Origin of the sequence: Pseudomonas sp. PICF6, from assembly GCF_009831705.1 — a bacterium.
GTDB lineage: Bacteria > Pseudomonadota > Gammaproteobacteria > Pseudomonadales > Pseudomonadaceae > Aquipseudomonas > Aquipseudomonas rhizophila.
Genome location: NZ_WUUD01000026.1, coordinates 123,546 through 150,319, shown reverse-complemented (window position 1 = coordinate 150,319; position 26,774 = coordinate 123,546). Strand labels below are relative to the sequence as shown.

The 26,774-nt window shown below is 60.0% G+C and carries 29 protein-coding genes and 1 pseudogene; 15 read left to right on the top strand and 15 right to left on the bottom strand.

What is annotated here, in order from left to right:
• The 6 genes from GSM73_RS26540 to GSM73_RS17215 all read left to right on the top strand — a co-directional run.
• Positions 1-343, top strand: a 343-nt coding sequence (locus tag GSM73_RS26540) for a hypothetical protein (RefSeq protein WP_218575752.1), incomplete at its 5' end; no start/stop codon positions are given.
• Positions 336-1,730 carry a PhoH family protein gene (locus GSM73_RS17235; protein WP_047228849.1) on the top strand — a complete coding sequence of 465 codons (1,395 nt, stop codon included), beginning with the start codon at positions 336-338 and terminating at the stop codon, positions 1,728-1,730. The genes GSM73_RS26540 and GSM73_RS17235, both read left to right, overlap by 8 nt.
• A gap of 261 nt (positions 1,731-1,991) precedes the next feature.
• Positions 1,992-2,465: a cyclic pyranopterin monophosphate synthase MoaC gene (gene moaC / locus GSM73_RS17230; protein WP_047228850.1), complete on the top strand. Its 474-nt coding sequence runs from the start codon at positions 1,992-1,994 to the stop codon at positions 2,463-2,465.
• Positions 2,462-2,704, top strand: a complete 243-nt coding sequence (locus GSM73_RS17225) for a MoaD/ThiS family protein (RefSeq protein WP_160893334.1) — start codon at positions 2,462-2,464, stop codon at positions 2,702-2,704. Before moaC ends, GSM73_RS17225 begins: the two co-directional genes overlap by 4 nt.
• A gap of 3 nt (positions 2,705-2,707) precedes the next feature.
• Positions 2,708-3,160 (top strand): molybdopterin synthase catalytic subunit MoaE, encoded by a 453-nt coding sequence (moaE, locus tag GSM73_RS17220; RefSeq protein ID WP_047228852.1) that lies wholly within the window; start codon positions 2,708-2,710, stop codon positions 3,158-3,160.
• A 273-nt stretch (positions 3,161-3,433) separates the two neighbouring features.
• Positions 3,434-4,210: an ABC transporter substrate-binding protein gene (locus GSM73_RS17215; protein WP_047228853.1), complete on the top strand. Its 777-nt coding sequence runs from the start codon at positions 3,434-3,436 to the stop codon at positions 4,208-4,210.
• 126 nt (positions 4,211-4,336) lie between these two features.
• Here GSM73_RS17215 and GSM73_RS17210 read toward each other — a convergent pair whose 3' ends face one another.
• The 5 genes from GSM73_RS17210 to GSM73_RS17190 form a co-directional block, all read right to left on the bottom strand.
• Positions 4,337-4,963 carry a transcriptional regulator gene (locus GSM73_RS17210; protein ID WP_076383627.1) on the bottom strand — a complete coding sequence of 209 codons (627 nt, stop codon included), beginning with the start codon at positions 4,961-4,963 and terminating at the stop codon, positions 4,337-4,339.
• 88 nt (positions 4,964-5,051) lie between these two features.
• Positions 5,052-6,179, bottom strand: coding sequence for an FAD-binding oxidoreductase (locus GSM73_RS17205; RefSeq protein ID WP_160893332.1), 1,128 nt, complete (start codon positions 6,177-6,179; stop codon positions 5,052-5,054).
• Between the two features lie 62 nt (positions 6,180-6,241).
• Positions 6,242-7,189, bottom strand: coding sequence for an ornithine cyclodeaminase family protein (locus GSM73_RS17200; RefSeq protein ID WP_160893330.1), 948 nt, complete (start codon positions 7,187-7,189; stop codon positions 6,242-6,244).
• Between the two features lie 125 nt (positions 7,190-7,314).
• Entirely contained in the window at positions 7,315-8,778 is a 1,464-nt protein-coding gene (gene rhlB / locus GSM73_RS17195) for an ATP-dependent RNA helicase RhlB (RefSeq protein WP_160893328.1), read from the bottom strand.
• Between the two features lie 99 nt (positions 8,779-8,877).
• A complete protein-coding gene (locus GSM73_RS17190; RefSeq protein WP_047228858.1) occupies positions 8,878-9,534 on the bottom strand; it encodes an alpha/beta hydrolase in 657 nt (218 codons plus the stop codon).
• A gap of 473 nt (positions 9,535-10,007) precedes the next feature.
• Between GSM73_RS17190 and GSM73_RS17185 the strand changes: the two genes are divergently transcribed.
• The 4 genes from GSM73_RS17185 (at position 10,008) to GSM73_RS17170 (ending at position 14,172) form a co-directional block, all read left to right on the top strand.
• Positions 10,008-11,039: an amino acid ABC transporter substrate-binding protein gene (locus GSM73_RS17185; protein WP_047228859.1), complete on the top strand. Its 1,032-nt coding sequence runs from the start codon at positions 10,008-10,010 to the stop codon at positions 11,037-11,039.
• 65 nt (positions 11,040-11,104) lie between these two features.
• On the top strand, positions 11,105-12,286 hold the full coding sequence (locus GSM73_RS17180; RefSeq protein ID WP_160893326.1) for an amino acid ABC transporter permease: 1,182 nt from the start codon (positions 11,105-11,107) through the stop codon (positions 12,284-12,286).
• A gap of 12 nt (positions 12,287-12,298) precedes the next feature.
• On the top strand, positions 12,299-13,396 hold the full coding sequence (locus GSM73_RS17175; protein WP_160893325.1) for an amino acid ABC transporter permease: 1,098 nt from the start codon (positions 12,299-12,301) through the stop codon (positions 13,394-13,396).
• Positions 13,397-13,407: 11 nt separating this feature from the next.
• A complete protein-coding gene (locus GSM73_RS17170) occupies positions 13,408-14,172 on the top strand; it encodes an amino acid ABC transporter ATP-binding protein (protein WP_047228862.1) in 765 nt (254 codons plus the stop codon).
• Between the two features lie 58 nt (positions 14,173-14,230).
• On the opposite strand, the gene GSM73_RS17165 is transcribed toward GSM73_RS17170, so the two are convergent.
• Together GSM73_RS17165 and GSM73_RS17160 are read right to left on the bottom strand one after the other, a co-directional pair.
• Complete coding sequence (locus GSM73_RS17165) at positions 14,231-14,719, bottom strand: type II toxin-antitoxin system MqsA family antitoxin (protein ID WP_047228863.1); 489 nt, start codon at positions 14,717-14,719, stop codon at positions 14,231-14,233.
• Positions 14,716-15,027, bottom strand: coding sequence for a type II toxin-antitoxin system MqsR family toxin (locus GSM73_RS17160; RefSeq protein ID WP_047228864.1), 312 nt, complete (start codon positions 15,025-15,027; stop codon positions 14,716-14,718). Before GSM73_RS17160 ends, GSM73_RS17165 begins: the two co-directional genes overlap by 4 nt.
• A gap of 319 nt (positions 15,028-15,346) precedes the next feature.
• Here GSM73_RS17160 and GSM73_RS17155 point away from each other — a divergent pair, with 319 nt between their 5' ends.
• From GSM73_RS17155 to GSM73_RS17140, 4 genes are all read left to right on the top strand, one after another.
• Positions 15,347-16,675 carry a CynX/NimT family MFS transporter gene (locus GSM73_RS17155; RefSeq protein ID WP_076383631.1) on the top strand — a complete coding sequence of 443 codons (1,329 nt, stop codon included), beginning with the start codon at positions 15,347-15,349 and terminating at the stop codon, positions 16,673-16,675.
• A gap of 85 nt (positions 16,676-16,760) precedes the next feature.
• Positions 16,761-17,231, top strand: coding sequence for a nuclear transport factor 2 family protein (locus tag GSM73_RS17150; protein ID WP_047228866.1), 471 nt, complete (start codon positions 16,761-16,763; stop codon positions 17,229-17,231).
• Positions 17,232-17,272: 41 nt separating this feature from the next.
• Complete coding sequence (locus tag GSM73_RS17145; RefSeq protein WP_076383632.1) at positions 17,273-17,596, top strand: GIY-YIG nuclease family protein; 324 nt, start codon at positions 17,273-17,275, stop codon at positions 17,594-17,596.
• 79 nt (positions 17,597-17,675) lie between these two features.
• Entirely contained in the window at positions 17,676-18,608 is a 933-nt protein-coding gene (locus GSM73_RS17140; protein WP_160893324.1) for a glutathione S-transferase family protein, read from the top strand.
• Between the two features lie 86 nt (positions 18,609-18,694).
• Here GSM73_RS17140 and GSM73_RS17135 read toward each other — a convergent pair whose 3' ends face one another.
• From GSM73_RS17135 to yejK, 3 genes are all read right to left on the bottom strand, one after another.
• Complete coding sequence (locus tag GSM73_RS17135; protein ID WP_047228869.1) at positions 18,695-18,970, bottom strand: hypothetical protein; 276 nt, start codon at positions 18,968-18,970, stop codon at positions 18,695-18,697.
• Between the two features lie 309 nt (positions 18,971-19,279).
• Positions 19,280-19,636: a glutaredoxin family protein gene (locus GSM73_RS17130; RefSeq protein WP_047228870.1), complete on the bottom strand. Its 357-nt coding sequence runs from the start codon at positions 19,634-19,636 to the stop codon at positions 19,280-19,282.
• Positions 19,636-20,640 carry a nucleoid-associated protein YejK gene (gene yejK / locus GSM73_RS17125; RefSeq protein ID WP_047228871.1) on the bottom strand — a complete coding sequence of 335 codons (1,005 nt, stop codon included), beginning with the start codon at positions 20,638-20,640 and terminating at the stop codon, positions 19,636-19,638. The genes GSM73_RS17130 and yejK overlap by 1 nt, the downstream gene beginning before the upstream one ends.
• A gap of 395 nt (positions 20,641-21,035) precedes the next feature.
• Between yejK and GSM73_RS17120 the strand changes: the two genes are divergently transcribed.
• The gene (locus GSM73_RS17120) at positions 21,036-21,317 is read left to right on the top strand and encodes an HU family DNA-binding protein (protein WP_047228872.1); all 282 of its coding nucleotides are present in this window, start codon (positions 21,036-21,038) and stop codon (positions 21,315-21,317) included.
• 113 nt (positions 21,318-21,430) lie between these two features.
• Here the strand turns inward: GSM73_RS17120 and rlmF are convergent, their stop codons facing one another.
• From rlmF to GSM73_RS27465, 5 genes and pseudogenes are all read right to left on the bottom strand, one after another.
• Positions 21,431-22,450, bottom strand: coding sequence for a 23S rRNA (adenine(1618)-N(6))-methyltransferase RlmF (gene rlmF / locus GSM73_RS17115; RefSeq protein ID WP_160893322.1), 1,020 nt, complete (start codon positions 22,448-22,450; stop codon positions 21,431-21,433).
• A 263-nt stretch (positions 22,451-22,713) separates the two neighbouring features.
• Complete coding sequence (locus GSM73_RS17110; RefSeq protein ID WP_139049213.1) at positions 22,714-25,560, bottom strand: valine--tRNA ligase; 2,847 nt, start codon at positions 25,558-25,560, stop codon at positions 22,714-22,716.
• A 224-nt stretch (positions 25,561-25,784) separates the two neighbouring features.
• Positions 25,785-26,150, bottom strand: coding sequence for a hypothetical protein (locus GSM73_RS17105; RefSeq protein WP_047228875.1), 366 nt, complete (start codon positions 26,148-26,150; stop codon positions 25,785-25,787).
• 7 nt (positions 26,151-26,157) lie between these two features.
• The gene (locus tag GSM73_RS17100) at positions 26,158-26,586 is read right to left on the bottom strand and encodes a DNA polymerase III subunit chi (RefSeq protein WP_047228876.1); all 429 of its coding nucleotides are present in this window, start codon (positions 26,584-26,586) and stop codon (positions 26,158-26,160) included.
• Positions 26,587-26,646: 60 nt separating this feature from the next.
• A pseudogene (locus GSM73_RS27465) lies at positions 26,647-26,774 on the bottom strand (hypothetical protein); the annotation flags it as partial.

The following is a 26,774-nucleotide window of genomic DNA, read 5'->3' as shown; positions in this document are numbered from 1 at the left end:
TTTGGCCAAAGGCCCGGAAACACTGGGGGAGGAGGAGAATTCGGCGCACTTTCATGACGACCGGACTTCCGACTTTAACGGCGCAACGGCGCAACGCCAAGCGTTATTCGTCACTCTGAAAAATAAACTTCAAAAAAGCGTCAAAGTGCTTTTTCCTGTCATGTGTTTTGGAGTATCAAGAAGTCAGACCGCCGAAACCTGCAACACAGGTGGCGTCTTCCAAGACCCAGTTGTGTGCAGTTCACCTCAAGCCTTGCGGGTGAATTCGGTGGCTACTTCGAGGCGCAGCACTGTCACGGTATTGCGTCGAATGGCCCCCACAAAGGTGACCGAGTATGGATGACCACGGACGTAGCCCTTCCTCCAACCAGCCAATCCTCTATGTACTCGATACCAACGTATTGATCCACGATCCAAACGCACTCCTGAACTTCGAAGAACACCATGTTGCCATCCCGATGACCGTGCTCGAGGAGCTGGACAAGCTCAAGAGCGGGCATCACAGCGTCGCCGCCGAATGCCGGCAGGCGATCCGCCTGATCGACAAGACCCTGGGAGACGCGTCGCCCGAGGACGTTGAACTGGGTGTGCCGATCCAGCGTGGCAAAAGTGGTCCCAAAGGCCTGCTCTCGATCCTGATGAGCAAGCGCACCGAACCCAACCTGGTGCTGCCCGAACACCTGAACGACAACATCATCATCAACCAGTTGATCGACCTGCACGCGCGCAACCAGGATCAGGCCGTGGTGCTGGTGACCAAAGACATCAACATGCGCCTCAAGGCCCGCGCCTGCGGGATCGCGGCGGAGGACTACAGCACCGACCAATTGGTCGACGACGTATCACTGCTGCCCAACGGCTATCACACCATGACCGGCTCCTTCTGGGACCGGGTGAGCAAGGTCGAGACCCGTCAGGACCATGGTCGCACCTGGCACCAGGTGCAGTTGATCGACAATCTGCCGGCGGTGCACATCAATGAGTTCATCATCGACGAACAGGGTTTCGTCGGCTGGATCAAGGAAATCCAGGTCGACAAGCTGCTGATTCTCGATCTGCACCAGGAACCCCTGCTGCATCAGGAGGCCTGGGGCCTCAAGCCGCGGGATATCTACCAGAGCCTGGCCTTGTTCGCCTTGCTCGACCCGGATATCCACCTGGTCAACCTGTCCGGCGCCGCCGGTTCGGGCAAGACCATCCTGGCCCTGGCCGCCGCCATCGAACAGACCATGGTCAGCAAGCGCTACCGGCGCATCATCGCCACTCGCAGCGTGCAGGGCCTGGATCAGGAAATCGGCTTTTTGCCCGGCACCGAAGCGGAAAAAATGGAGCCTTGGCTGGGCGCCATCACCGATAACCTTGAAGCCTTGCACATGGATGACGAAAGCACTCATGGCAGCGTCGACTACATCCTCAGCAAAGTGCCGTTGCAGTTCAAATCCCTCAACTACATTCGCGGCCGCAGCTTCCAGCAGAGCCTGATCCTGATCGACGAATGCCAGAACCTCACCCCGCACCAGATGAAAACCATCATCACCCGTGCCGGCGCCGGTTCCAAAGTGGTGTGCCTGGGCAACCTGGCACAGATCGACACCCCTTACCTGTCCGCGACCAGTTCCGGGCTGACCTACCTGACCGAACGCTTCAAAGACTTCCCCAACGGGGTCCACATCACCCTGCAGGGCGTACCGCGCTCGATCCTGGCCGAATACGCCGAATCTCACCTGTAACTGACCATCAGAACCGGGCGACCTCAAGGTCGCCCGGTTTTTTATGACTGTACGAAAACCCCTGTGGGAGCGAGCCTGCTCGCGATAGCGGTGCATCAGCCACCTATTTTTATCTGATACACCGCCTTCGCGAGCAAGCCCGCTCCCACAGGGGGATTTGCGGTGATTGGGCAAATTGCGCTCGCCACAGGTGCGACAATCAGGCCTGCCGGAATCTGACTCACAGGTTTACAATCGGTGCTCCCGATCAGGAGTAACCCTGTGCTGACTCATCTCGATTCCCAAGGTCGCGCCAACATGGTCGATGTGACCGACAAGGCCGTGACGTTCCGTGAAGCCACGGCCGAAGCCTTTGTGCGCATGCTGCCCGAAACACTGCAGATGATCGTCAGCGGTGGTCATCCCAAAGGCGATGTGTTCGCCGTCGCGCGCATTGCCGGCATTCAGGCGGCGAAAAAAACCAGTGACCTGATTCCGCTCTGCCATCCGCTGATGCTCACCAGCGTCAAGGTCGAGCTCAATGCCGAAGGCGAGGACCGGGTGCGCATCGTTGCCCGTTGCAAACTGTCGGGGCAGACCGGCGTGGAGATGGAAGCCCTCACCGCCGCCAGTGTTGCTGCGCTGACCATCTACGACATGTGCAAGGCCGTGGATCGGGGCATGACCATTGAAGGCGTGCGGGTGCTGGAGAAACTCGGCGGCAAGAGCGGCCACTTCCAGGCGGATGCGTCATGAAAATTACCGTGAAGTTCTTTGCGCGTTATCGCGAAGCGTTGGGCGTTGATTCGCAGAGGGTCGAGGGCGATTTCTCCACGGTGGACGACGTGCGGATACTGTTGGCCGCGCGTGAAGGTTTCGATGTCTTGAAAGAACAAAACCTGATGTGCGCCCGCAACGAAGACCTGTGCCAGCTCGACGAGCCGCTGGTCGATGGTGACGAAGTGGCATTCTTTCCCACCGTGACCGGAGGCTGAGCCATGGCGATTCGGGTGCAAGCCGATCCGTTCGACCCGGGCGCCGAAGTCAACGCGATGCACGCGGCCAATGTCGGCGTGGGGGCGGTGGTGAGTTTTGTCGGCTACGTGCGTGACTTCAATGACGGCCTTGATGTGTCCGGGATGTTCCTGGAGCACTACCCGGGCATGACTGAAAAAGCCTTGGGCAAGATCGCCGCCGAGGCCGAGCAGCGCTGGCCGTTGCTCAAGCTGGAGGTCCTGCATCGCATCGGTGCCCTGGAGCCGGGCGAACCGATTGTCTTCGTGGCGGCCGCCAGTGCCCATCGTCAGGCGGCATTCGACGCCTGCGCCTTTGTAATGGACTACCTCAAGACCCGTGCGCCGTTCTGGAAAAAAGAAAACACCGCCGATGGCCCGCGCTGGGTCGAAGGGCGTGACAGTGATCATGCGGCGGCGGATCGCTGGAAGCGGTAGATAGCCTGTTGCTGATTCATTGCCTGCCAACCGCTATCGCGAGCAGGCTCGCTCCCACAAGGGATCCAGGTTGTACACAGTATTCGTGTTCGACGCAGGCCTCCTGTGGGAGCGAGCCTGCTCGCGATGAGGCCATAAGCCTCCCATCACTTTTCGCGGTTGCCCCAATTGACGATATGTACATTAAAGTCCAGTATGGATTTATAAGTACATAAAATCCGTCGCTTCACCTTTCTCTGCCAAAACCAACAACAAACCCGCGAGAGATCGATCATGAAAAAGCTCCCCCTCATCACCGGCCTGGCCTTGAGCCTGCTGGCCTCCAGCAGTCTGTTCGCCGCCGAGAAGACTTTGCGTATCGGCATCGAAGCGGCGTATCCGCCGTTTGCTTCCAAGACCTCCGAAGGAAAGATCGAGGGATTTGACTATGACATTGGCAATGCGCTGTGCGCGCAGATGAAGGTCAAGTGCCAGTGGATCGAAAGTGAGTTTGACGGGCTGATTCCGTCGCTCAAGGTGAAGAAAATCGACATGGCGCTGTCGTCCATGACCATCACCGAAGAGCGCAAGAAGTCGGTGGATTTTACTCACAAGTACTACTTCACCTCGTCGCGGCTGGTCATGAAGGAGGGCGCGGTGGTCGATGATCAGTACGCCAGTCTCAAAGGCAAGACCGTGGGTGTGCAACGGGCGACCACCACCGACCGCTTCGCTACGGAGGTCTTCGAACCCAAGGGCGTGACAGTCAAGCGCTACAGCAACAACGAAGAAATCTACATGGACCTGGCGTCCGGTCGACTGGACGCGATATTCGCTGACACCATCCCGCTGGAGGATTTTCTGTCGATGCCCCGGGGCAAGGGCTACGCGTTTGTCGGGCCGGAGCTCAAGGACCCGAAATACGTCGGTGAAGGCGCGGGTATCGCGGTGCGCAAGGGCAATACCCAATTGGTGTCGGACTTGAACAAGGCCATCGACGGGATTCGGGCCAGTGGGGAGTATCAGAAGATTCAGGCCAAGTATTTCAAGTCGGATATCTATGGCGACTGATTGATCGTTATCGCGAGCAGGCTCGCTCCCACATTGGATCTCATTGAACACAAATAGCGTGTTCGACACAGACCCCCTGTGGGAGCGAGCCTGCTCGCGATGAGGCCAGGCCAGGCAACAAAAACCTCAGCCCTTCAACTCCTTCAAATGCTTGTAAACCGTCGCTCGTCCCATGTTCAGCACATTCGCCACATAGTTGGACGCGCTCTTGCCCTTGAACGCGCCTTCGGCATGCAGCGCCAGCACCAGTTCGCGTTTATGGTCGCGGGTCAGCAGGTTCAGGCTCAACTGACGCTCGCGCATCCAGGCGTGGAGGAAGGTGTTGATCCGTTCCTGCCAGTCATCGCGAAACAGTGAGTCCGGTTGGGGGATCAACTTGCCCGGCGACAGGAACAGGTCCAGCGCGGCCTTGGCATTCTCGAACAGCGAAATATTCAGATTGATGCACAGCACCGCCAGCGGGCGCCCCCCTGCATCGCGTAGGACGCTGCTGAGGCTGCGGATTTTCTGCCCGTCCCAATTGAGTTTTTCGTATGGGCCGATGTTCCGTTCGCTGATCTCTTCGCTGAGCATGTCCTCCAGGGACGAGTCATCCCCTATCACGCGCTTGGACAGGTTGTTGGCGATGTAGTCGACTTTCTGCGTACGCAGGTCGTGCAGCACCACTTCGGCGTGAGGGTAGAACAGCGTGGCGATGGCGTCGGCGATGGTGCGGAAATTATCCAGTGTCGGATCAGGTTGCGGGGCATTCATGACAGGGCTCCGGGCAGCGTCAGCGCCCCGTGAAGCAGGGGCGCGCAGGAGTGTGCCGCAATCGTGGCGATGCGTCACCTGGGTGGGTTCAAGCCAGGCGTGCCGGCGACAGCTGGGTGGTGCTCAGGCCGAAACGGGTCAAGGTCTCGGGCAATGGCTCACCGCGCACCAGGGCCGCGCTGGCCTGACCCATGGCCGGGGACGTCTGGATGCCGTAGCCGCCCTGGGCCGCGACCCAGAACAACCCCGGTACCTGGGGATCGAAACCGGACAAGAGGTCGCCGTCGGGGACGAAACTGCGCAACCCGGCCCAGGTGCGGGTCGGACGGCGGATGGTCAGGGTGGTGGCTTCTTCGATCTGGTAGATGCCCATGGCAATGTCCAGTTCTTCAGGCTGTACGTCGTGAGGTTCCACCGGATCGGCATTTGCCGGCGAGCCGAGGAACATGCCGGCGTCGGGCTTCATATAGAACGACTCGTCGAGGCTCACCAGCATCGGCCAGTCATGAATGTCCACGCCCTCGGGGCCGGCAAAAATGAATGCCGCCCGCCGCTTGGGTTGCAGGCCCAGCTTGCGCGCGCCGGCCATTTCGGCAATGTGATCGGCCCAGGCGCCGGCCGCGTTGATCAGCACCGGAGCGCTGAAGGTCTGGCCAGCGGTTTCTACCTGCCACATCCCCTGATCGTCGCGGCTCAGGCCCAGCACTTCGGTGTCGGTGTGCACCTGACCGCCGTTGCGGCGGATACCGCGCAGGTAGCCTTGGTGCAGCGCATCGGTGTCGATGTCACAGGCGGTGGGGTCGTAGATTGCACCATGCACCTTGTCCCGTCGCAGGATCGGCAGTCGCACACAGGCTTCTTCGGCGCTGAGTAGCTGCATCTGCGGCACCGTGGCCTTGGCGCTGAGGTACTGGTTGTTCAGCTCGGCCGGGTCGCCGGTGAAATCCACGGTCATTTCGCCCCGTGGGGTGAGCAGCGGGTGCTCGCAGAAACCGGCCGGTGGGGCGTCGAAAAATTCACGGCTGGCCTGGGTCAGCGCCCGCACCTGAGGCGTGCCATAGGCGGCGCTGTACAGCGCCGCCGAGCGCCCTGTGGAGTGGTAGCCCGGATGGGATTCGCGCTCGAGCACAATGACCCGACCGTGGGGGGCCAGCCAGTAACCGGTGGAAGCACCGGCGATGCCACCGCCGATGATGATGAAGTCTGCTGAGGTCATGAAGCTCTCCTGTGGAGCGCGGTGCCGGGAGTTAGTAAAACCTTGTGGGGAAATTGGCTGTGTCAGTTGTGCAACTGATAAAGCGCATTCGCCAGCGCAACGTCTTCCAACCCCAGGCCGATGGAGCGGAAAAACACATGGCGCTCATAGCCGGGACGCGCTACGTGTTCGCTGAGCAGTTCAGGCAAATCCCCAACCAGGCGTGACGCGTCCCAGCCGTGCTGTTCAGCGGCAATCAACATTTCACCGGCCGAACCGGGGGTGGTCTGACGATAGTCACAGAACACGTCCATGTCGTTGAGGCTCTGGGGGGGCACTTCGTGGGCGCGCGGAGCATTGGTGCTGATGGAGGTAATCAGGGCTGGCTTGCTCAGTGTTTGTGGGTCGAGCACTGCCTTGGCGGACGAGGTGCAGAGCATCACCACATCGGCGTCGTGCAGCGCCGCTTCAAGGCTGGCAGCGATTTGCAGGCGCGGATCCAGCTCGGTGAGCGAAGCACGCTCTTGCGCCGATTTATTCTGCAGGCTGGGCGAATAGAGGCTGATGCTTTGCCAGTCCCGCAGACCCTTGACGTATTGCACGTGGGCCCTTGCCACGGCGCCGCTGCCGATGACTGCCAAGCGCCGGGCCTGGAATGGGGCAAGGGCATCCACGGCGACGGCAGTGGTGGCTGCGGTGCGGGCGGTCGTCAGTTCGGCGGCGTCGCACAGCAGCAGTGGCTGGCCGGTCTGCATCGACATCAGCAGGGTCCAGGCGGTCACCAATGGACCTTGCTCGCGCACGATATACGGTGAGGTCTTGACCCCGTAGACCTGCTCTTCAGCCAGCACGCCCAGGTAGTTGATGAAATCCCCGGCGCCTTGGGGAAACTCCACAAGTTGCTGGGGCGGTTGGACGGCCTGTCCGGCGGCAAGGTCGTGGAACAGCTTGCGTAAAATCTGCGGTACGTCGACTTGGCCGAGCAGCTCTCGGGCCTGGGCTTGGGTCATCACGTAGGGCGTGCTGGACATCGGGACTCCGGGGTGCTTTGTGTAAACTAATTTGTCCATTATGGACTTATAGTTCTGTTGGGCAATATCCCGGACGAAAAAAAAGCGCAGCGTTTGCGGCTGCGCTTTCTGGTTCCTGACGACGGTTAAGGGCGTTTGCGCTCAACCGGCCGAAGCAGATGAGTCGGTGGGGTTTCGCAATTGATCTTCTTCCCCAGCAACGCTTCGATGGACGGCAACTGATAGGAGTCATCCTCACCGGCGAAGCTGATCGATACGCCAGCGGCGCCTGCACGCCCAGTACGCCCGATCCGGTGCACATAGTCATCCGGCACTTCCGGCAGGGTGAAGTTGATCACGTGGCTGATCCCGTCGATATGAATCCCGCGCCCGGCCACATCGGTGGCCACCAGCACACGGATCTTGCCTTCGCGAAAGCCTTCCAGCGTCTTGATACGCTTGTGTTGCGGCACGTCGCCCGACAACTGGGCTGCGTTGACGCCATCGCGTACCAGGCGCTCCTCGATACGGCGTACTTCGTCCTTGCGGTTGGCGAACACCATCACGCGCTCCCAACCGTTGTCGTTGACCAGGTTGTAGAGCAGCTTGTACTTGTCGGCGCCGGCCACAGCGTAGATGTGCTGCTCGACGTTTTCGCTGGCGACGTTCAGCGCCTCGATCTCGACGATGGACGGGTCGGTGGTCCATTGCTTGGCCAGGTTCATCACGTCTTCGGTGAACGTGGCGGAAAACAGCAGGGTCTGGCGTTCGCTTTTCGGTGGGGTCTGGCGAATGATTTGGCGCACTTGCGGGATGAAGCCCATGTCGAGCATGCGGTCGGCTTCGTCCAGCACCATCACTTCGACCATGTCCAGGTGCACATCGCCGCGCTGGTTGAAGTCCAGCAGGCGTCCCGGTGTTGCCACCAGAATGTCGCAGTGACGGGCTTCGAGGTGCTTGAGCTGCTTGTCGAAGTCCATGCCGCCGACGAACGTCATGACGTTCAGTCCGGTGTACTTGGTCAGGTCGGCGGCGTCCTTGGCGATCTGCACCACCAGCTCGCGGGTCGGTGCGATGATCAGCGCCCGTGGCTCGCCCATGTAGCGTTCTTTGGGCGGCGGGGTCTGCAGCAACTGGGTAATGATGGAAATCAGGAACGCGGCGGTCTTGCCGGTGCCGGTCTGGGCGCGGCCGATGGCATCTTTACCGGCGAGGGTGAATCCCAGCACCTGCGCCTGGATTGGCGTGCAGTAGGGGAAGCCCAGGTCCTGGATGGCATGCATCAGTTCAGGGGCGAGTTTGAAATCATGGAAGCGGGTCTTGCCTTCCTGGGGTTCTACGACGAAATCCTCGAGCTTCCAGGCGACGACTGGCGGTTTTGGGGCGCGCTCGCGGCGTGGCTTGGGGGCTTCGTTGTGTGGCTGTTGCTGCGCGGGAGCGACAGGCGCGGTGGCCGCGTCTTTTTCTGTGTTCGCAACAGGCGTTGTCCGCCGCGGCTTTTTTTGCACCTCGGCACGACTCGGGCTGTGGGCAGGTGCGCTGGGGCCAGGCACGAGCTGCTCGGCCTCGCTTTTACCGAACATCTTCTTGAGTGCTTTGAGCACGGTCATCTCATCGATTGGTTAAGGAATGTACGCCGGCCAGTGTAATGCAAGAAACGGGCGCGGCGTAGTGTGATCGTCAAGGGGTTGACATGTCCTCACGCCCGCTTAGCGCAACCGCTCGCTCAGCCAGGTGCCGATGTCGCGAATCTCTTCGGGTAACACTTCATGGCCCATTGGGTATTCTTGCCATGTCACGGTGACACCATGCTGTTTCAAATACTCTTTCGCGGTCCGCCCCATGGGGTTGAGTACCACTTCGTCGTACTGGCCGTGTAGCGCCAATACCGGAATGCGCTGCTGGCTGGCCGACAATTGCAGTTCTTCGCTGAAAGTCGGTGCATAAGTGGACAGCGCGACTACGCCCCCCAATGGACCCTGCCATTTCACGAACGCGGTGTGATAGACCACCGCGCCGCCTTGGGAGAAACCTGCGAGGAAAATCCGCGAGGCGTCTATTCCAAGGGCTCGCTGGGCTTCGATCAGGTCGATGACCCGCTGCGCCGACACTTCCAGCTGTTGCTCGTCGATGGCCCGCGCGGGGCTCAGGGCGCGGATATCGTACCAACTCGGCATGGCGTAGCCGCCGTTGATGGTCACCGGCTGGGTCGGCGCTTGAGGCAGAACGAAACGTGTCGTGAGCAGGCTTTGCTGCAGCATTTCGGCCACCGGCAGGAAGTCGTAACGATCGGCGCCCAGGCCGTGGAGCCAGATGACGCACGCGTCGGCGGTGCCGCTGGGCTCGAGAATCAAGGGGTCGGTCATGGTCTGCTCCAAATCTGTGCGGGCGCGCTCATTCAGTGCGTTATTACAGTGCGGGCCCGGTGCCTCAGTTAATTAGATGTCGCAATCTTAAAAGTTTTTGTCTTGACGTGTCTCATAAGGGTCAAGCGCAGCGGTGTGGTACGGCGTTTGCTTTGAGGTAGCTTGAGTGATGATTCTTACGCTGCGCGGTAACACTATCAGCTTGACGCGCCGCATGGGATATCAGAAATCCGGTGATGGATGTTCGCCAATAGCCGCTACGGGCTTCGCGAACGTGAAGGGCTACAGCCCGTTCGGCCGATTGGTGAGAGATGAGGCAGGCGCCCTGTTTAGGGGCATTCTCATTATTAGACTCATAGCGAAGGTCCAGACGTCGGTTGACCCTAAAAAAAGCCAACAAGGGTCGGCAATGCCCCATAAGGGTGCGACAGGGCTCGAGCTCCGACACAACAAGAGCAAAACTGGAGGTTTGAATGAAGTTACTGAAATCCACCCTGGCCGTCGTGACTGCAGCAGCAGTGCTCGGCGTCAGCGGGTTCGCTCAGGCGGGTGCAACCCTGGATGCCGTACAGAAGAAAGGCTTTGTGCAATGTGGCGTGAGCGATGGCTTGCCGGGTTTCTCGGTACCCGATGCAAGTGGCAAGATTCTCGGCATTGACGCGGACTTCTGTCGTGCCGTGGCGGCTGCTGTGTTTGGCGATGCGACCAAGGTGAAGTTCAGCCAGTTGAACGCCAAGGAGCGCTTCACCGCGCTGCAGTCCGGCGAAATCGACATCCTTTCGCGCAACACCACCATGACCAGTTCCCGTGACGCGGGCATGGGCCTGAAATTTCCAGGCTTCATCACCTACTACGACGGCATCGGCTTCCTGGTAAACAACAAGCTGGGCGTCAAGAGCGCCAAGGAACTGGACGGTGCAACCATCTGCATCCAGGCCGGTACCACTACCGAGCTGAACGTCTCCGACTACTTCCGTGGCAATGGCCTCAAATACACCCCGATCACCTTCGACACCTCCGATGAAAGCGCCAAGTCGCTGGAATCCGGTCGTTGCGACGTGCTGACCTCCGACAAGTCCCAGCTGTTTGCCCAGCGCAGCAAGCTGGCCGCGCCGAAGGACTACGTGGTTCTGCCGGAAACCATTTCCAAGGAACCACTGGGCCCGGTCGTGCGTAACGGCGATGACGAGTGGCTGGCCGTTGTGCGCTGGACTGGCTACGCCATGCTCAACGCCGAAGAAGCCGGCATCACTTCGAAGAACGTTGAAGCTGAAGCCAAATCCACCAAGAACCCGGACGTCGCCCGTATGCTCGGCGCTGACGGTGAATATGGTAAAGACCTGAAGCTGCCCAAAGACTGGGTTGTCCAGATCGTCAAACAAGTCGGTAACTACGGTGAAGTGTTCGAGCGCAACCTCGGCAAAGGCACCCCGCTGGAAATCGATCGCGGCCTGAACGCGCTGTGGACCAACGGCGGCATTCAATACGCACCACCAGTGCGCTGATGGTTCTATCACCCGGTGGGCCAACCACCGGGTGATGTTCTGTTCCATTCTTTGCGGGGCACTTCATGCAAAATTCAATCGGCGCACCTAAGCAGAGGCTTAGCCTCAGCGATCCACGCGTGCGTGCCTGGGTATTTCAGATCGTCACCATTGTGGCGGTGGTTTCACTGGGCTGGTTTCTGTTCGACAACACGCAAACCAACCTAGAGCACCGGGGCATCACCTCCGGCTTCAGCTTTCTGGAGCGCAGTGCCGGGTTCGGCATCGCTCAAACCCTGATCGACTACACCGAAGCGGACAGCTATGCCCGCGTCTTTGTCATCGGGTTGCTCAACACTCTGCTGGTGACGTTCATCGGCGTGATCCTGGCGACGATTCTCGGTTTCATTGTCGGCGTGGCCCGACTGTCGAAAAACTGGATCATCGCCAAAGTGGCAACGGTGTATGTGGAGGTTTTCCGTAATATCCCGCCACTGCTGCAGATCCTGTTCTGGTACTTCGCGGTGTTCCTGACCATGCCGGGGCCGCGCGCCGCCCATAACTTCGGCGACACCTTCTTTGTCAGCAGCCGGGGCCTGAACATGCCGGCCGCGCTGGTGGCGGAGGGGTTTTGGCCATTCGTGATCAGCGTCGTGCTGGCCATCGTCGCCATCGTGCTGATGACCCGCTGGGCCAACAAGCGTTTCGAAGCCACGGGCGAGCCGTTCCATAAATTCTGGGTGGGCCTGGCGTTGTTCCTGGTGATCCCGGCGCTGTGCGCCCTGGTCTTCGGAGCCCCTGTGCACTGGGAAATGCCGGAACTCAAGGGCTTCAACTTCGTCGGTGGCTGGGTGCTGATTCCCGAATTGCTGGCATTGACGTTGGCACTGACGGTGTACACCGCGGCGTTCATCGCCGAGATCGTGCGTTCGGGCATCAAGTCGGTCAGCCACGGCCAGACCGAAGCCGCCCATTCCCTGGGCCTGCGTAACGGTCCGACCCTGCGCAAGGTGATCATCCCGCAAGCCCTGCGCGTGATCATCCCGCCGTTGACCAGCCAATACCTGAACCTGGCGAAGAACTCCTCGCTGGCGGCCGGTATCGGTTATCCGGAAATGGTTTCGCTGTTTGCCGGTACGGTGCTGAACCAGACCGGGCAGGCGATCGAAGTTATTGCGATCACCATGAGCGTGTACCTGGCGATCAGTATCAGCATTTCCCTGCTGATGAACTGGTACAACAAGCGCATTGCGCTGATCGAGCGGTGAGGAAAAACGCGCATGACATCCCATACTTTCAAACCTGACATGCCCCCACCGAGCAGTAGCATCGGCGTGGTGGCGTGGATGCGCGCGAACATGTTCTCCAGCTGGCTCAACACCTTGCTGACGTTGTTTGCGTTCTACCTGATTTACCTGGTCGTTCCACCGATCATCAGTTGGGCGATCCTCGACGCCAACTGGGTCGGCACCACACAGGCTGACTGCACCAAGGAGGGCGCCTGCTGGGTGTTCATCCAGCAGCGCTTCGGCCAGTTCATGTACGGCTACTATCCGGCGGACCTGCGCTGGCGCGTGGACCTGACCGTGTGGCTGGCGGTCATCGGCGTGGCTCCGCTGTTCATCTCGCGCTTCCCGCGCAAGGCGGCCTACGGTCTGAGTTTCCTGGTGCTGTACCCGATCATCGCTTGGTGCCTGTTGCACGGTGGCGTATTCGGCTTGACCACCGTGCCGACCAGCCAATGGGGCGGCCTGATGCTGACCTTGGTGATCGCCACCGTCGGTATCGCCGGGGCTTTGCCGTTGGGCATCGTGCTGGCTTTGGGGCGGCGTTCGAACATGCCGGCGATTCGTGTGGTCTGCGTGACCTTCATCGAATTCTGGCGCGGCGTGCCGTTGATCACGGTGCTGTTCATGTCCTCGGTGATGCTGCCGCTGTTCCTGCCTGAAGGCATGAACTTCGACAAGCTGCTGCGGGCACTGATCGGCGTGATCCTATTCCAGTCGGCCTACGTGGCTGAAGTGGTGCGTGGCGGCTTGCAAGCCATTCCCAAAGGTCAGTACGAAGCGGCCGCGGCGATGGGCCTGGGCTACTGGCGCAGCATGGGCCTGGTGATTCTGCCGCAAGCCCTGAAGATGGTGATCCCGGGTATCGTCAACACCTTCATCGCGTTGTTCAAGGACACCAGCCTGGTGATCATCATCGGCCTGTTCGACCTGCTCAACAGCGTGAAACAAGCTGCCGCCGACCCGAAATGGCTGGGCATGGCCACCGAAGGCTATGTGTTCGCCGCCCTGGTGTTCTGGATTTTCTGTTTTGGTATGTCCCGCTATTCCATGCATTTGGAACGCAAGCTGGACACTGGCCACAAGCGTTAGGAGCGTAGTTTATGAGTGAAGCGATCAAACAGCCTGTGAGCCCTGAAGGCATTATTCAGATGCAGGGCGTGAACAAGTGGTACGGCCAGTTCCACGTGTTGAAAGACATCAACCTGAACGTCCAGCAGGGCGAGCGTATCGTGCTGTGCGGCCCGTCGGGTTCCGGCAAGTCCACCACCATCCGTTGCCTCAACCGCCTGGAAGAACACCAGCAGGGTCGCATCGTGGTCGATGGCGTGGAACTGACCAACGACCTCAAGCAGATCGAAGCGATCCGCCGTGAAGTCGGCATGGTGTTCCAGCACTTCAACCTGTTCCCGCACTTGACCATCCTGCAGAACTGCACCCTGGCGCCGATGTGGGTGCGCAAGATGCCCAAGCGCAAGGCCGAGGAAATCGCCATGCATTACCTGGAGCGCGTACGCATTCCAGAGCAGGCGCACAAATACCCGGGCCAGCTCTCCGGCGGCCAGCAGCAGCGTGTGGCCATCGCCCGTGCCCTGTGCATGAAACCGAAAATCATGCTGTTCGATGAACCGACTTCGGCGCTCGACCCGGAAATGGTGAAAGAGGTTCTGGACACCATGATCGGCCTGGCCGAAGACGGCATGACCATGCTCTGCGTGACCCACGAAATGGGCTTTGCCCGCACCGTGGCCAACCGTGTGATCTTCATGGACAAGGGCGAAATCGTCGAACAGGCCGCGCCGAACGACTTCTTCGATAACCCGCAGAACGACCGTACCAAGCTGTTCCTGAGCCAGATTCTGCATTGATCCGGCCTTAGGCATTGAAATAGACCCGGACTTGTCCGGGTTTATTTTTGCCTGGGATTCAGGGTGTCAGAACGGTTGCCTGTTCCGGATGGCGGGTAGTCAACAACTGCTTCAAATCGGTGCCCTCGCTCAGTGCGAGTACTTCCGCCATCAGGTGGGGATGACGATCGAGCAGGCGCATCAGCATGAACAGTGGTTGCGGTGGGGCGACTTCGCCACGCTCGTAACGGGAAAAGGCGTTGTGTCCGCCGCCAGACAGCAGTTTCACCGCGTCTTTTTGCGTGAGGTGCAGTTTGCGGCGGATGCGTTTCATCTCCGCCGCCATCGCCTGGGCACAATCTTCGAGCAACTGATCGCTCGCCTGGGAATAACGTTGCGCGCTGTCGGTGTCGTGATCAAATTCGATTTCACCACAGACCCGGCACTCCCATCCGGCGATGTCGTGCACCTGCCGTGCTACCTGCTTGTAGTCGATGGTAAAGCTGCGGCCCTCAAAGTGTTGCATGGCGTCTTGAGTACCGCAGTTGACACATTGCTGCGTTTTCATTGGTCTTTCTCCTTGAAGGAGACTACCGGATGCCCACCGCCAGGGCGGTAGGTCACCTTGATGTAAATCTCCCGATCCTGAAATGTGGTGTGATAAACGTCCTGCCAGATTCGATGATCGGCATAGGTCGTCATCGATTTGTGCAACATCCTGTACTCCAGCGAGGCCATGATTTGCAGCATCCGGGCAGTGCTTAACGACATTCTTCGAGCGCCTTGCTGAGCGCTCATTGTGAATGCCTTGTTCCCCAGCCTGAGGACTTCGGCCTTGACGACTGCCAGGTCGTAGTGGGGTGTGCTCTTTTCCATAGAACTGTATGCCTTGTCCTTAAAATTACCCTTAAGGGGTAATTTTGACCAATCGAAAATTTCGCTCCTTTTCCCTCGCATTGACCTTAGGCGGTTGCCGTCCTACAAGAAGCTGACTAATCTGTCAGAAAATTCAACCCATGCTGCCTACCCCTGCGCTCAGCGAAGGCTATCGTGACTTCCCAAGCGTCATCGGCGCGCAGTGGCGCCAGAGCTTCGTCCTCGTCCTCAACCGGTGTTCGATCTGCACATCGAATCCTCGACGCTGTCGAACAACAGGTTCGGCAATGGGCCAAGGCCCTCCGTCGACAGTTGATCAATGAACCCTGAACCAGAGCTTTCCATGTCCCGCGATACGCTTGACCGCATGACCCCGACGACGCCCAAACGCGCCGCAGAGCTTGAACATTTGCTGATCGACGCCGAAACCGACGATGAGCAGACCCAGCAGGCCCCTCCATTGCTGCGCAAACCCTGGCTGTTACTGCTCGGGTTGATCCTGGTGGCGCTGAACCTGCGTCCGGCGCTGTCGAGCATGGCCCCATTGCTTAGTGAAGTTTCAAAAAGCCTTGGTTTGTCGGCTGCCCAGGCCGGCTTGCTGACGACGCTGCCAGTGCTTTGCCTGGGCCTGTTCGCACCGCTGGCGCCGGTGCTGGCGCGGCGCTTTGGAGCTGAGCGGGTAGTGTTGGGAATCTTGCTGGCCCTGGCCGGTGGGATCATTTTGCGCAGTTCTTTCGGCCAGATCGGCCTGTTTGCTGGCAGCATCCTGGCCGGCGCGAGCATTGGTGTGATCGGTGTGCTGTTGCCGGGCATCGTCAAGCGTGACTTCGCCAAACACGCCGGCGCCATGACCGGCGTCTACACCATGGCGCTGTGCCTGGGGGCGGCGATGGCGGCCGGGGCCACCGTGCCGTTGAGCGAGCATCTGAATCACAGCTGGGCGATGGGCCTGGGGTTCTGGGTGGTGCCGGCGCTGCTGGCCGCCGTGTTCTGGCTGCCGCAAGTGGGCCAGAAACACGGTGCTCATCAGGTGGCATATCGGGTTCGCGGTTTGCTGCGTGACCCGTTGGCCTGGCAGGTGACGTTGTACATGGGGTTGCAGTCGTCCCTGGCCTACATCGTGTTCGGGTGGCTGCCGTCGATCCTCATCGGCCGTGGCCTGACGCCGACCCAGGCCGGGCTGGTGTTGTCCGGCTCGGTCATCGTGCAACTGATCAGTTCCCTGGCGGCGCCCTGGCTGGCGACTCGGGGCAAGGATCAACGCCTGGCCATTGTGATCGTCATGGTCATGACCCTGGGCGGGCTGTTTGGATGTCTCTATGCGCCCATTGAAGGCTTGTGGGGTTGGGCGATCCTGCTGGGGCTTGGGCAGGGAGCAACGTTCAGCCTGGCGCTGACGCTGATCGTGCTGCGCTCGCGGGACGCCCATGTGGCGGCGAATCTTTCCAGCATGGCCCAAGGGTTCGGCTACACATTGGCGTCCATGGGGCCGTTCGCGGTCGGGGTGGTCCACGACTGGACCGGCGGCTGGAGTGCTCTGGGTTGGATCTTCGGTGTGATTGGCCTGGGCGCGATCATCGCGGGCATCGGGGCCGGCCGGGCGCTATATGTCGGGGTCAGCAGCGAAAGAGTCAGTGATCTTCGCTGATGTTATTTTCATGGCGAATGACGATAGTGTTCCTCGCCAGAGCAGATTATCGTGCAGCTCTACTGAAGATTTTCGGAGCTTGTCCATGAGTGATGCCCACAACGCCTTGATCACCCGCTTCTACCAGGCCTTCCAGCGTCTGGATGCCGACGCCATGAGCGCCTGCTACACCGACGACGTGGTGTTCAGCGACCCGGCGTTTGGTGAACTGCGCGGGCGCGATGCCGGCGACATGTGGCGCATGCTCACCACTCGGGCCAAGGATTTTTCCCTGACCTTCGATAACGTGCGCAGCGATGAGCGTACCGGCGGTGCCCACTGGGTGGCGACTTACCTGTTCAGTCAGACCGGCAACACGGTGGTCAATGACATTCAGGCACGGTTCGTGTTTCGCGACGGCAAGATTTGCGAGCACCATGACAGTTTTGATCTGTGGCGCTGGTCCCGCCAGGCATTGGGCACCAAGGGCCTGCTGCTGGGCTGGACGCCGCTGGTGCGCAATGCCGTCAGAGCCCAGGCCCTCAAGGGGCTACGGGCGTTTCAGGCCAGTCGCTGATAAGATTGCGGCTTGTTTTCTACACGTCTGCTGAACATCCTGTGACGACCGCCAACCCATCCTCCGACCTGCCAGGGCAAGCTGCAGCCGAACCGGGCAAACCCTGGTTCGTCTACCTGGTGCGGGCCGCCAACGGTTCGCTGTACTGCGGCATCAGTGATGATCCGGTACGGCGTTTCGCCAAGCATCAAAGCGGCAAGGGCGCGCGTTTTTTCCTTTCCAGCCCGGCGGTGGCGTTGGTGTACACCGAAGCCTGTCGCGACAAGGGCGAAGCCCTGCGCCAGGAGCGATTGATCAAGAAACTCAAGAAAAGCGCCAAGGAGTGCCTGGTGGCGAGTGCATCGATGTTCCATCAACCGCGCTGATACGGCTTCATCAGAAGGGTAGGCTGTCGGACCCTGGCACGCTAAGCTGCGGGACTTCCTCCCCGCAGTGGCGAACCTCATGTCAGAGCTGATTCTTCATCATTACCCGACGTCTCCCTTCGCCGAGAAAGCCCGCTTGTTACTGGGTTTCAAGGGCCTGTCCTGGCGTTCGGTGCATATCCCGCCAATGATGCCCAAGCCCGACCTGACGGCACTGACGGGCGGCTACCGCAAGACCCCGGTATTGCAGATCGGCGCGGATATCTATTGCGACACGGCGCTGATCGCCCGTCGGTTGGAGCAGGAAAAAGCTTCGCCGGCGCTGTTTCCCGAAGGCCGGGAGATGATTGCAGCGTCTTTTGCCGCATGGGCCGATTCGGTGGTGTTTCAACATGCGGTAAGCCTGGTGTTTCAGCCGGAGTCGGTGGCGGTGCGTTTCGCCAAGTTGCCGCCTGAAGTCATCAAGACGTTTATCAGCGATCGGGCCGGGCTGTTCAGTGGCGGTACGACCAAGCATCTGTCTGCCGAACAGGCCAAGCACCAATGGCCCACGATCATGGCGCGTCTTGAGCAACAGTTGCAGCGCGAGGAGGGTGACTTTCTGTTGGGCGATCCATCGATTGCCGACTTCGCCATGGCTCACCCTCTGTGGTTTCTCAAAGGCACTGCGGTGACTTCGCCGCTGGTAGACACCTACCCGGCGATCTCGGCATGGTTGGCGCGAGTGCTGGGTTTTGGCCATGGCGCGTCGAACGCGATGAGTTCCGAAGAGGCTTTGGAAGTGGCTCGCAACGCTACGCCGGCAGCGCTGCCGGATGAGTCATTCGAGGAGCCGAATGGGTTCACGAAAGGGCAGCAGGTGACGATTGCCGCAACCGATTATGGCGTCGACCCGGTGGCCGGAGAGTTGTTGTTTGCCGGTCGTGAAGAGCTGATCCTGCGTCGCGAAGACGCGCTTGGCGGTGTGGTGCATGTGCACTTTCCACGGCTGGGTTTTCAATTATCAACCTGATAAGAAAGTCAGGCGCTCGATCAAAGTCGATCTGTCGCCCGGAGCAGGCAATTCCGGGCGTTTATTCCAGAAGCGATCACCCGATATTACAGCTCGCATAGAACCAGGTGTGGCGCATTGGGAGGAATAAGGCCTTGCAGGTCGAAGATCGTTGTGGCGCGGCGGATTGCATCGCTCGTGCTGCTCCCGTTGAAAACGGTGGTGGTCTGTATGACGGTTTGATTCGGTGGCAGGAAGAGTTGGCAGGTGTATTGCGCGGCAGAGGCGGAACCGGCGTAGATCGCAATGAAAGACAACACCAGGGCGCGGTGGGTGTTTTTTATAACGCGGTTTCGGGCTGGGTAGTGCTGTATCGAGTTCATTTTATATGCTCCGTCTGTTCAGGCGTTCTCGCAAGAGGTTCGGCTCAGCGACGGCTTCGGCTGAGGGGGCATATAAAAAATGAACGCTATTTCAGGCATTGATACTGTAGGAGTTGACAGTCCCGACTAATGGGCGCTTACCGTCTACCCAGGGCTTGCGCTCTGACTGGACCACCGCCATCGCGAGCAAGCTCGCTCCCACACTGGATTTGCAGTGGTAACAGGCTTGGCGTCCGCCACGAATCCCTGTGGGAGCGAGCCTGCTCGCGATGAGGCCATCCGATCCAGCATCATCGCTAGCGGACAAACCTATTTCGCGGACAGTGCCTCAAGGATGTTCTGCGGCTCAAAACCACGAATCAGCGTGCCATTTACATCCAGAATCGGGATCCCGCGCCCGCCCAGCGCCTCATAGGCCTTGCGCGCCTGAGCGTCTTTCTCGATATCGAACTCGCGATAGGGCACGCCTTTTTCATCCAGGAACCGCCGGGTCGCCTTGCAGTAACCGCACCAGTCGGTGGCGTACAGCACGACCCGGGCATCGGCCCGGATCTGTTCTGGCAGCATCTGCGAGGGATTGAATACCCGCTCGATCTTGCCCCAGTTCTGGTACGCCACAACCACCAGCAAAATCAGCAGAAACTTCTTCAGGGCCTTTGCGAGCATCAGTTACGGCGCTTGAGCTGATCGGTCAGCGACGTGGGCAGGCCCTTGATGATCAGCGTGCCGGCTTCTTCGTCATATTCGATCTTGGAGCCCAGCAGGTGGGCTTCGAAACTGATGGACAAGCCTTCGGCGCGGCCGGTGAAGCGGCGGAACTGGTTGAGGGTGCGTTTATCCGCCGGGATTTCCGGCGACAACCCGTAGTCCTTGTTGCGAATGTGGTCGTAGAAGGCTTTCGGGCGATCTTCGTCGATCAGTTCGGACAGTTCTTCCAGGCCCATCGGCTCGCCGAGCTTGGCCTGGCTGCTGGCGTAATCCACCAGGGTCTTGGTTTTCTCCCGGGCGTCGTCTTCGGGCAGGTCTTCGCTTTCGACGAAATCACTGAAGGCCTTGAGCAGGGTGCGGGTCTCGCCGGGGCCGTCGACGCCTTCCTGGCAGCCGATGAAGTCGCGGAAATATTCCGAGACCTTCTTGCCGTTCTTGCCCTTGATGAACGAGATGTACTGCTTGGACTGTTTGTTGTTCTGCCATTCCGACACATTGATCCGCGCTGCCAGGTGCAGTTGGCCCAGATCAAGGTGACGGGACGGGGTCACGTCCAGTTCGTCGGTGACCGCCACGCCTTCGCTGTGGTGCAGCAGGGCGATCGCCAGGTAATCGGTCATGCCCTGTTGATAATGGGCAAACAGCACGTGGCCGCCCACCGAGAGGTTGGACTCTTCCATCAGCTTTTGCAGGTGCTCCACCGCTACGCGACTGAATGCGGTGAAGTCCTTGCCGCCGTCGAGATACTCCTTCAGCCAGCCGCTGAACGGGTGCGCCCCGGACTCGGCATGGAAGAAGCCCCAGGCCTTGCCTTGTTTGGCGTTGTAGCTCTCGTTGAGGTCGGCGAGCATGTTCTCGATGGCCGTGGACTCGCTCAACTCGGAGTCACGGGCATGGAGCACGGCGGGCGTGCCGTCGGGTTTTTTGTCGATCAGGTGGACGATGCAATGACGGATCGGCATGGATTTCTCGGCTGATGAAAGAGAGGAGGGCGCGCTCCCCCAAAAAGGCCCAGTGTACCGCAATCACTGGTTTTGGAACCCTGCAAAGCCCCTTTCAGACCCGTCCGACACGCCATATGCATTTTTTTACCGTTTTCGCGCAAGAAAGCTGACCAAATGGGTAGCTAGAGGCGGATATTTCACAGGCGTTGTGCTAGTTTTGCCCGGTCTTACGCGAAGTCACTGCGTTAAGCGTGCATTCAGCATTTGTCAGGTCGAACCAAACCCGGTTTTCGGCATCTATTACCCCGATCCGTCGTGGTGATTACCGAGGGTGTCTGATCCTCTGAGATCGGGCTCGATGGCTGACACTGCACTCTGCAATCCATATGAATTTGATAGGGAAGGAACACTACATGGCTCTTACTAAAGACCAACTGATCGCTGACATCGCTGAAGCTATCGACGCGCCTAAAACCACCGCGCGTAACGCTTTGGACCAACTGGGTCAGATCGTTGCCGATCAGCTGGAAAATGGCGGCGAAATCACCTTGCCAGGCATCGGCAAGCTGAAAGTCACCGAGCGTCCTGCCCGCACCGGCCGCAACCCTTCGACTGGCGCAGCCATCGAAATCGCTGCCAAGAAAGTTGTTAAGTTCGTTCCAGCCAAAGCGCTGACCGACGGCATCAACAAGTAAGATCGCGTTTAAAAGAAAACCGTGCTGCGGAGTGATCCGGGCACGGTTTTTTATTGCCTTGGAAAAAGTGGTCTGTGGTCAGGGCATTTGTGGCAGCAAGGCCTTGCTCCCACTCAGCCCTTGCGAACCCAACGCGACTGGCGCCACGCCTGCTGCTGTGCCTCGGTCTGGAAGGTCCAGGCCACAAAGCGGCTCTGCTTCTGCCCCTGGGACATTTCCACCACCTGGCTGTGCAGCGCCCCGGCCTTTTTCAAGGCGGTTTGAATCGCCGGTAGATTCGACGCCTTTGACACCAGCGTGCTGAACCACAGCACCTGGCTGGCCACCTGTGCGCTCTCGCCGATCAGTTGCGTCACAAACCGGGCCTCTCCGCCCTCGCACCACAACTCCGCCGCCTGACCGCCAAAATTCAGCACCGGCAGCTTGCGCTTCGGGTCGGCCTTGCCCAGCGCACGCCATTTGCGCTGGCTGCCCTTGGTGGCTTCCTCCAGGGAGGCGTGGAAGGGTGGGTTGCACATTGTCAGGTCGAACCGCTCGGCCTCTTCCAGCAAACCCAACAGGATCTGCTTGCGGTTGGCTTGCTGGCGCAGTTGGATGGCTTTGTTCAGCCCGTTGGACTGGACAATGGCTTTGGCCGAGGCAATGGCCGTCGGATCGATTTCCGAACCGAGGAAATGCCAGCGGTAATCGCTGTAGCCGATCAGCGGGTACACGCAGTTGGCCCCCGTGCCGATGTCCAGCACCTTCACCGCCGCCCCGCGTGGAATCGTTCCTTCGTTGTGACTGGCCAGTAAATCAGCGAGGAAATGCACGTAGTCCGCACGTCCTGGCACCGGAGGGCACAGGTAGTCGGCCGGAATGTCCCAATGGGCGATGCCGTAGAAGGACTTGAGCAGCGCCCGGTTGAACACCCTTACGGCTTCCGGGCTGGCGAAGTCGATGCTTTCCTTGCCATAGGGGTTGATGATCACGAACTTCGCCAATTCGGGCGTGGACTTGATCAATGCCGGGAAGTCGTAGTGACCCTGGTGGCGATTGCGTGGGTGCAGGCTGGCTTTCTCCCGCGGCACTTTGGCCTCGATGGCGGGTTTGGGCTTGGAGCGTGTTGGCTTGGGCGTGCGAGGGGCGGTCATGTGCGGGTCGATTCGGGGAGGGTTCAAAAAGTGGCGGGCATTGTCCCACATCCTGCCCCTGCGAACCCAACTGCAACGATCGGCGCGATCTACTGTGGGAGCGAGCCTGCTCGCGATAGCGGTGGGTCAGCTTGCACCAATGTTGAATGTACCTGTCATCGCGAGCAGGCTCGCTCCCACAGGGGGTAAGCGTGTTCACTAGAAAGTACCAGGCATAAAAAAAGGAGGTCCATCAGGACCTCCTTCTTCATTGGCAATCCCCGTTACAGGCTGGAGATCCGCGCATGTTGCTCGGCCAGCTTGCCCAAGGCCTGTTCAGCCTCGGCCAGTTTGGCGCGTTCCTTCTCGATGACTTCAGCCGGCGCCTTGTCAACGAAACCGGCGTTGGACAGTTTGCCGCCGACACGCTGGACTTCGCCCTTCAAACGCAGGATTTCCTTATCCAGGCGCGCCAGTTCGGCAGCCTTGTCGATCAGGCCGGCCATCGGCACCAGCACTTCCATCTCGCCAACCAAGGCGGTGGCGGACAGCGGTGCTTCTTCGCCAGCGGCCAGGACGGTCACCGATTCGAGCTTGGCCAGTTTCTTGAGCAGTGCTTCGTTCTCGTGGAGGCGGCGCAGGTCTTCGGCGCTGGCATTGTTCAGGAACAGGTTCAGCGGTTTGCCCGGGCCGATGTTCATCTCGGCGCGGATGTTACGCAGGCCCAGCATGAAGGTCTTGAGCCATTCGATGTCGTCTTCGGCGGCCGGGTCGATGCGGGTTTCGTTGGCCACCGGCCACGGTTGCAGCATGATCGTCTTGCCTTGGGCGCCCGCCAGCGGAGCGACACGCTGCCAGATTTCCTCGGTGATGAACGGCATGAACGGATGCGCCAGGCGCAGGGCGACTTCCAGCACGCGCACCAGGGTGCGGCGGGTGCCGCGCTGGCGTTCGACCGGGGCGTTTTCGTCCCACAGCACTGGTTTGGACAGCTCCAGGTACCAGTCGCAATACTGGTTCCAGATGAACTCGTACAACGCTTGTGCCGCCAGGTCGAAACGGAACTGATCGAGCTGGCGGGTCACTTCGGCTTCGGTGCGTTGCAGCTGGGAAATAATCCAGCGATCAGCCAGGGTCAGCTCAAAGGCTTCGCCGTTCTGGCCGCAGTCTTCGCCCTTGTCCAGCACGTAGCGCGCGGCGTTCCAGATCTTGTTGCAGAAGTTGCGATAACCCTCGACGCGGCCCATGTCGAACTTGATGTCACGACCGGTGGACGCCAGCGAGCAGAAGGTGAAGCGCAGGGCGTCGGTGCCGTAGCTGGCGATGCCGTCGGCGAATTCTTCGCGGGTGGCCTTCTCGATCTTCTTCGCCAGTTTTGGCTGCATCAGGCCCGAAGTGCGTTTCTGCACCAGGGTTTCCAGATCGATGCCGTCGATGATGTCCAGCGGGTCCAGGACGTTGCCCTTGGACTTGGACATCTTCTGGCCCTGGCCATCGCGCACCAGGCCGTGCACGTAGACGGTCTTGAATGGGACTTGTGGCGTGCCGTCTTCGTTTTTCACCAAGTGCATGGTCAGCATGATCATCCGGGCGACCCAGAAGAAAATGATGTCGAAGCCGGTGACCAGTACGTCGGTGGAGTGGAATTTCTTCAGGAACTCGGTCTGCTGCGGCCAGCCCAGAGTGGAGAAGGTCCACAGGCCGGAGCTGAACCAGGTATCGAGTACGTCGTTGTCCTGTTGCAGAGCTACGTCCGGACCGAGGTTGTGCTTGGCGCGGACTTCGGCTTCATCGCGGCCGACGTAGACCTTGCCTGACTCGTCGTACCAGGCCGGGATGCGGTGGCCCCACCACAGTTGACGGCTGATGCACCAGTCCTGGATGTCACGCATCCACGAGAAGTACATGTTTTCGTATTGCTTGGGCACGAACTGGATGCGGCCATCTTCTACCGCAGCGATCGCAGGCTCGGCCAGCGGTTTGGTGGACACGTACCACTGATCGGTCAGCCACGGCTCGATAATGGTGCCGGAGCGGTCGCCTTTCGGCACTTTCAGGCCGTGATCATCGACGCTGACCAGCAGGCCGGCTGCGTCGAATGCCGCGACGATCTGCTTGCGCGCTTCAAAGCGGTCCAGGCCGGCGTATTCGGCCGGGATCTGGCCGTCGACGCTTTCGTTCAGCGTGCCGTCGAGGTTGAACACCTGGGCCGCCGGCAACACGTTGGCGTTCTTGTCGAAGATGTTCAGCAGCGGCAGGTTGTGGCGCTTGCCGACTTCGTAGTCGTTGAAATCGTGGGCCGGGGTGATTTTCACGCAGCCGGTGCCGAATTCGGGGTCGCAGTAATCGTCGCCGATGATCGGAATGCGCCGGCCAACCAGGGGCAGCTCGACGAACTTGCCAATCAGGGCTTGGTAGCGCTCATCGTTCGGGTTCACCGCAACGGCGGAGTCACCCAGCATGGTTTCCGGGCGCGTGGTGGCGACGATCAGGTAATCCTTGCCTTCGGCGGTCTTGGCGCCGTCGGCCAGCGGGTACTTCAGGTTCCACAGGAAGCCTTTCTCGTCGTGGTTCTCCACTTCGAGGTCGGAAATGGCCGTGTGCAACTTGGTGTCCCAGTTGACCAGGCGCTTGCCGCGATAGATCAGGCCGTCTTCATGCAGGCGCACGAAGGCTTCCTTCACCGCTTCCGAAAGACCGTCGTCCATGGTGAAACGCTCGCGGCTCCAGTCCACGGACGAGCCCAGGCGACGGATCTGGCGGCTGATGTTGCCACCGGACTCGTCTTTCCATTCCCAGACTTTCTCGAGGAATTTCTCGCGTCCCAGGTCATGGCGGTTCTGGCCCTGGGCTTCGAGGCGACGTTCCACCAGCATCTGCGTGGCGATGCCAGCGTGGTCGGTGCCCGGCTGCCAAAGGGTGTTGCGGCCTTGCATGCGGCGGAAACGGATCAGGGCATCCATGATCGCGTTGTTGAAACCGTGGCCCATGTGCAGGCTGCCGGTGACGTTCGGCGGCGGGATCATGATGGTGTAGGAATCGCCCGCGCCTTGCGGAGCGAAATAATTCTCGGACTCCCAGGTGTTGTACCAGGAAGTTTCAATGGCGTGCGGCTGGTAGGTCTTATCCATGCGCGGCGGGACCCTATTGGCATTTATTCAGGAAAAGCCGGGAAGTATAGCGGGCGGGGGAGATGCAAGCCACACGCAGCAAGCGAGAAGCCGGACACGGTTGAACCCTGTGGGAGCGAGCCTGCTCGCGATGAGGCCAGCAGATTCAACATCAATGGGGACTGACAGTCCGTTATCGCGAGCAGGCTCGCTCCCGCAGGATGTTCACAATGAGGCAGAGGGCGTTATTCGTACTGACTCAGCAATCGCTCCATCCGCGCATCCAGCCGGCGCTTGATCTCGGTCTCGATGTGCGGAGCGAAGTCGTCGATGACGTCTTGCATGATCAATTGCGCGGCGGCGCGCAGTTCGCTTTCCAGGTGCAACAGCGCATCGGGGCCTTTGGCCTCGGCCTTGGGCGCCGGCTTGGGTTCGGGCTGGCCGTTGATCGGCTCGAACAGCAGTGGAATCTGCTCGTCATGCTCGGGCTCGTGCTCCACCGTATCGGTCAACAGCGGTGGTTGCAGGTTGTCGTCGCCGAGCAGTTGGCGGATCGACTCGAGGTCGTCCAGCAGGTGCGTGGGCTTTTGTGGCGGTTTTGGAGTGTCCATCGTGGGCTCAGAGTCGCTGTAAACGGTGGTCTTGCAGAGGATAGCCCTGTTCGCGGTAGAAACGGAAACTCTCCCGCGCGGCTTGCCGGATGCCCGGGTCTTCCACCACCACTTCCGCCACACGGGCGAAGCGCTGGGCAAAAGGCGGCACTTTCAGGTCAAGGTTGACCAGCAAGTCCTGGTGCTGACCGCAGTCATCTCCCAGCCCGAGCACGATCAATCCTTCGGGTTCGTTTTCGGCCGGGCCATGGGGTACGAAGCTCTCGCCCTTGAAGGCCCACAGACGTGCATCGAGGTCATCGCGCTGGGCGGCATCGCTGCAATGCAGGTAGATGCGGTGGCCCATGCGCCAGGCCTTTTCGGTGAGCTTGCAGGCGAAATCCAGCCGCGCCGACGGATCGGCGCTGGGCAGGATGTAGAAATCGACTTTGGTCATTGCAGTTCCTGAGCCGCCATTGGCGCCGCCCGAAGGCGACGCCAACGCCGGTCATCGGTGTCAGGCCTTGGCGCGGTCCAGCAGGTATTGGGTCAGCAGGGGAACCGGCCGGCCGGTGGCGCCCTTGTCCTTGCCGCCGCTGGTCCAGGCTGTGCCGGCGATATCCAGGTGCGCCCAGTTCAGGTTCT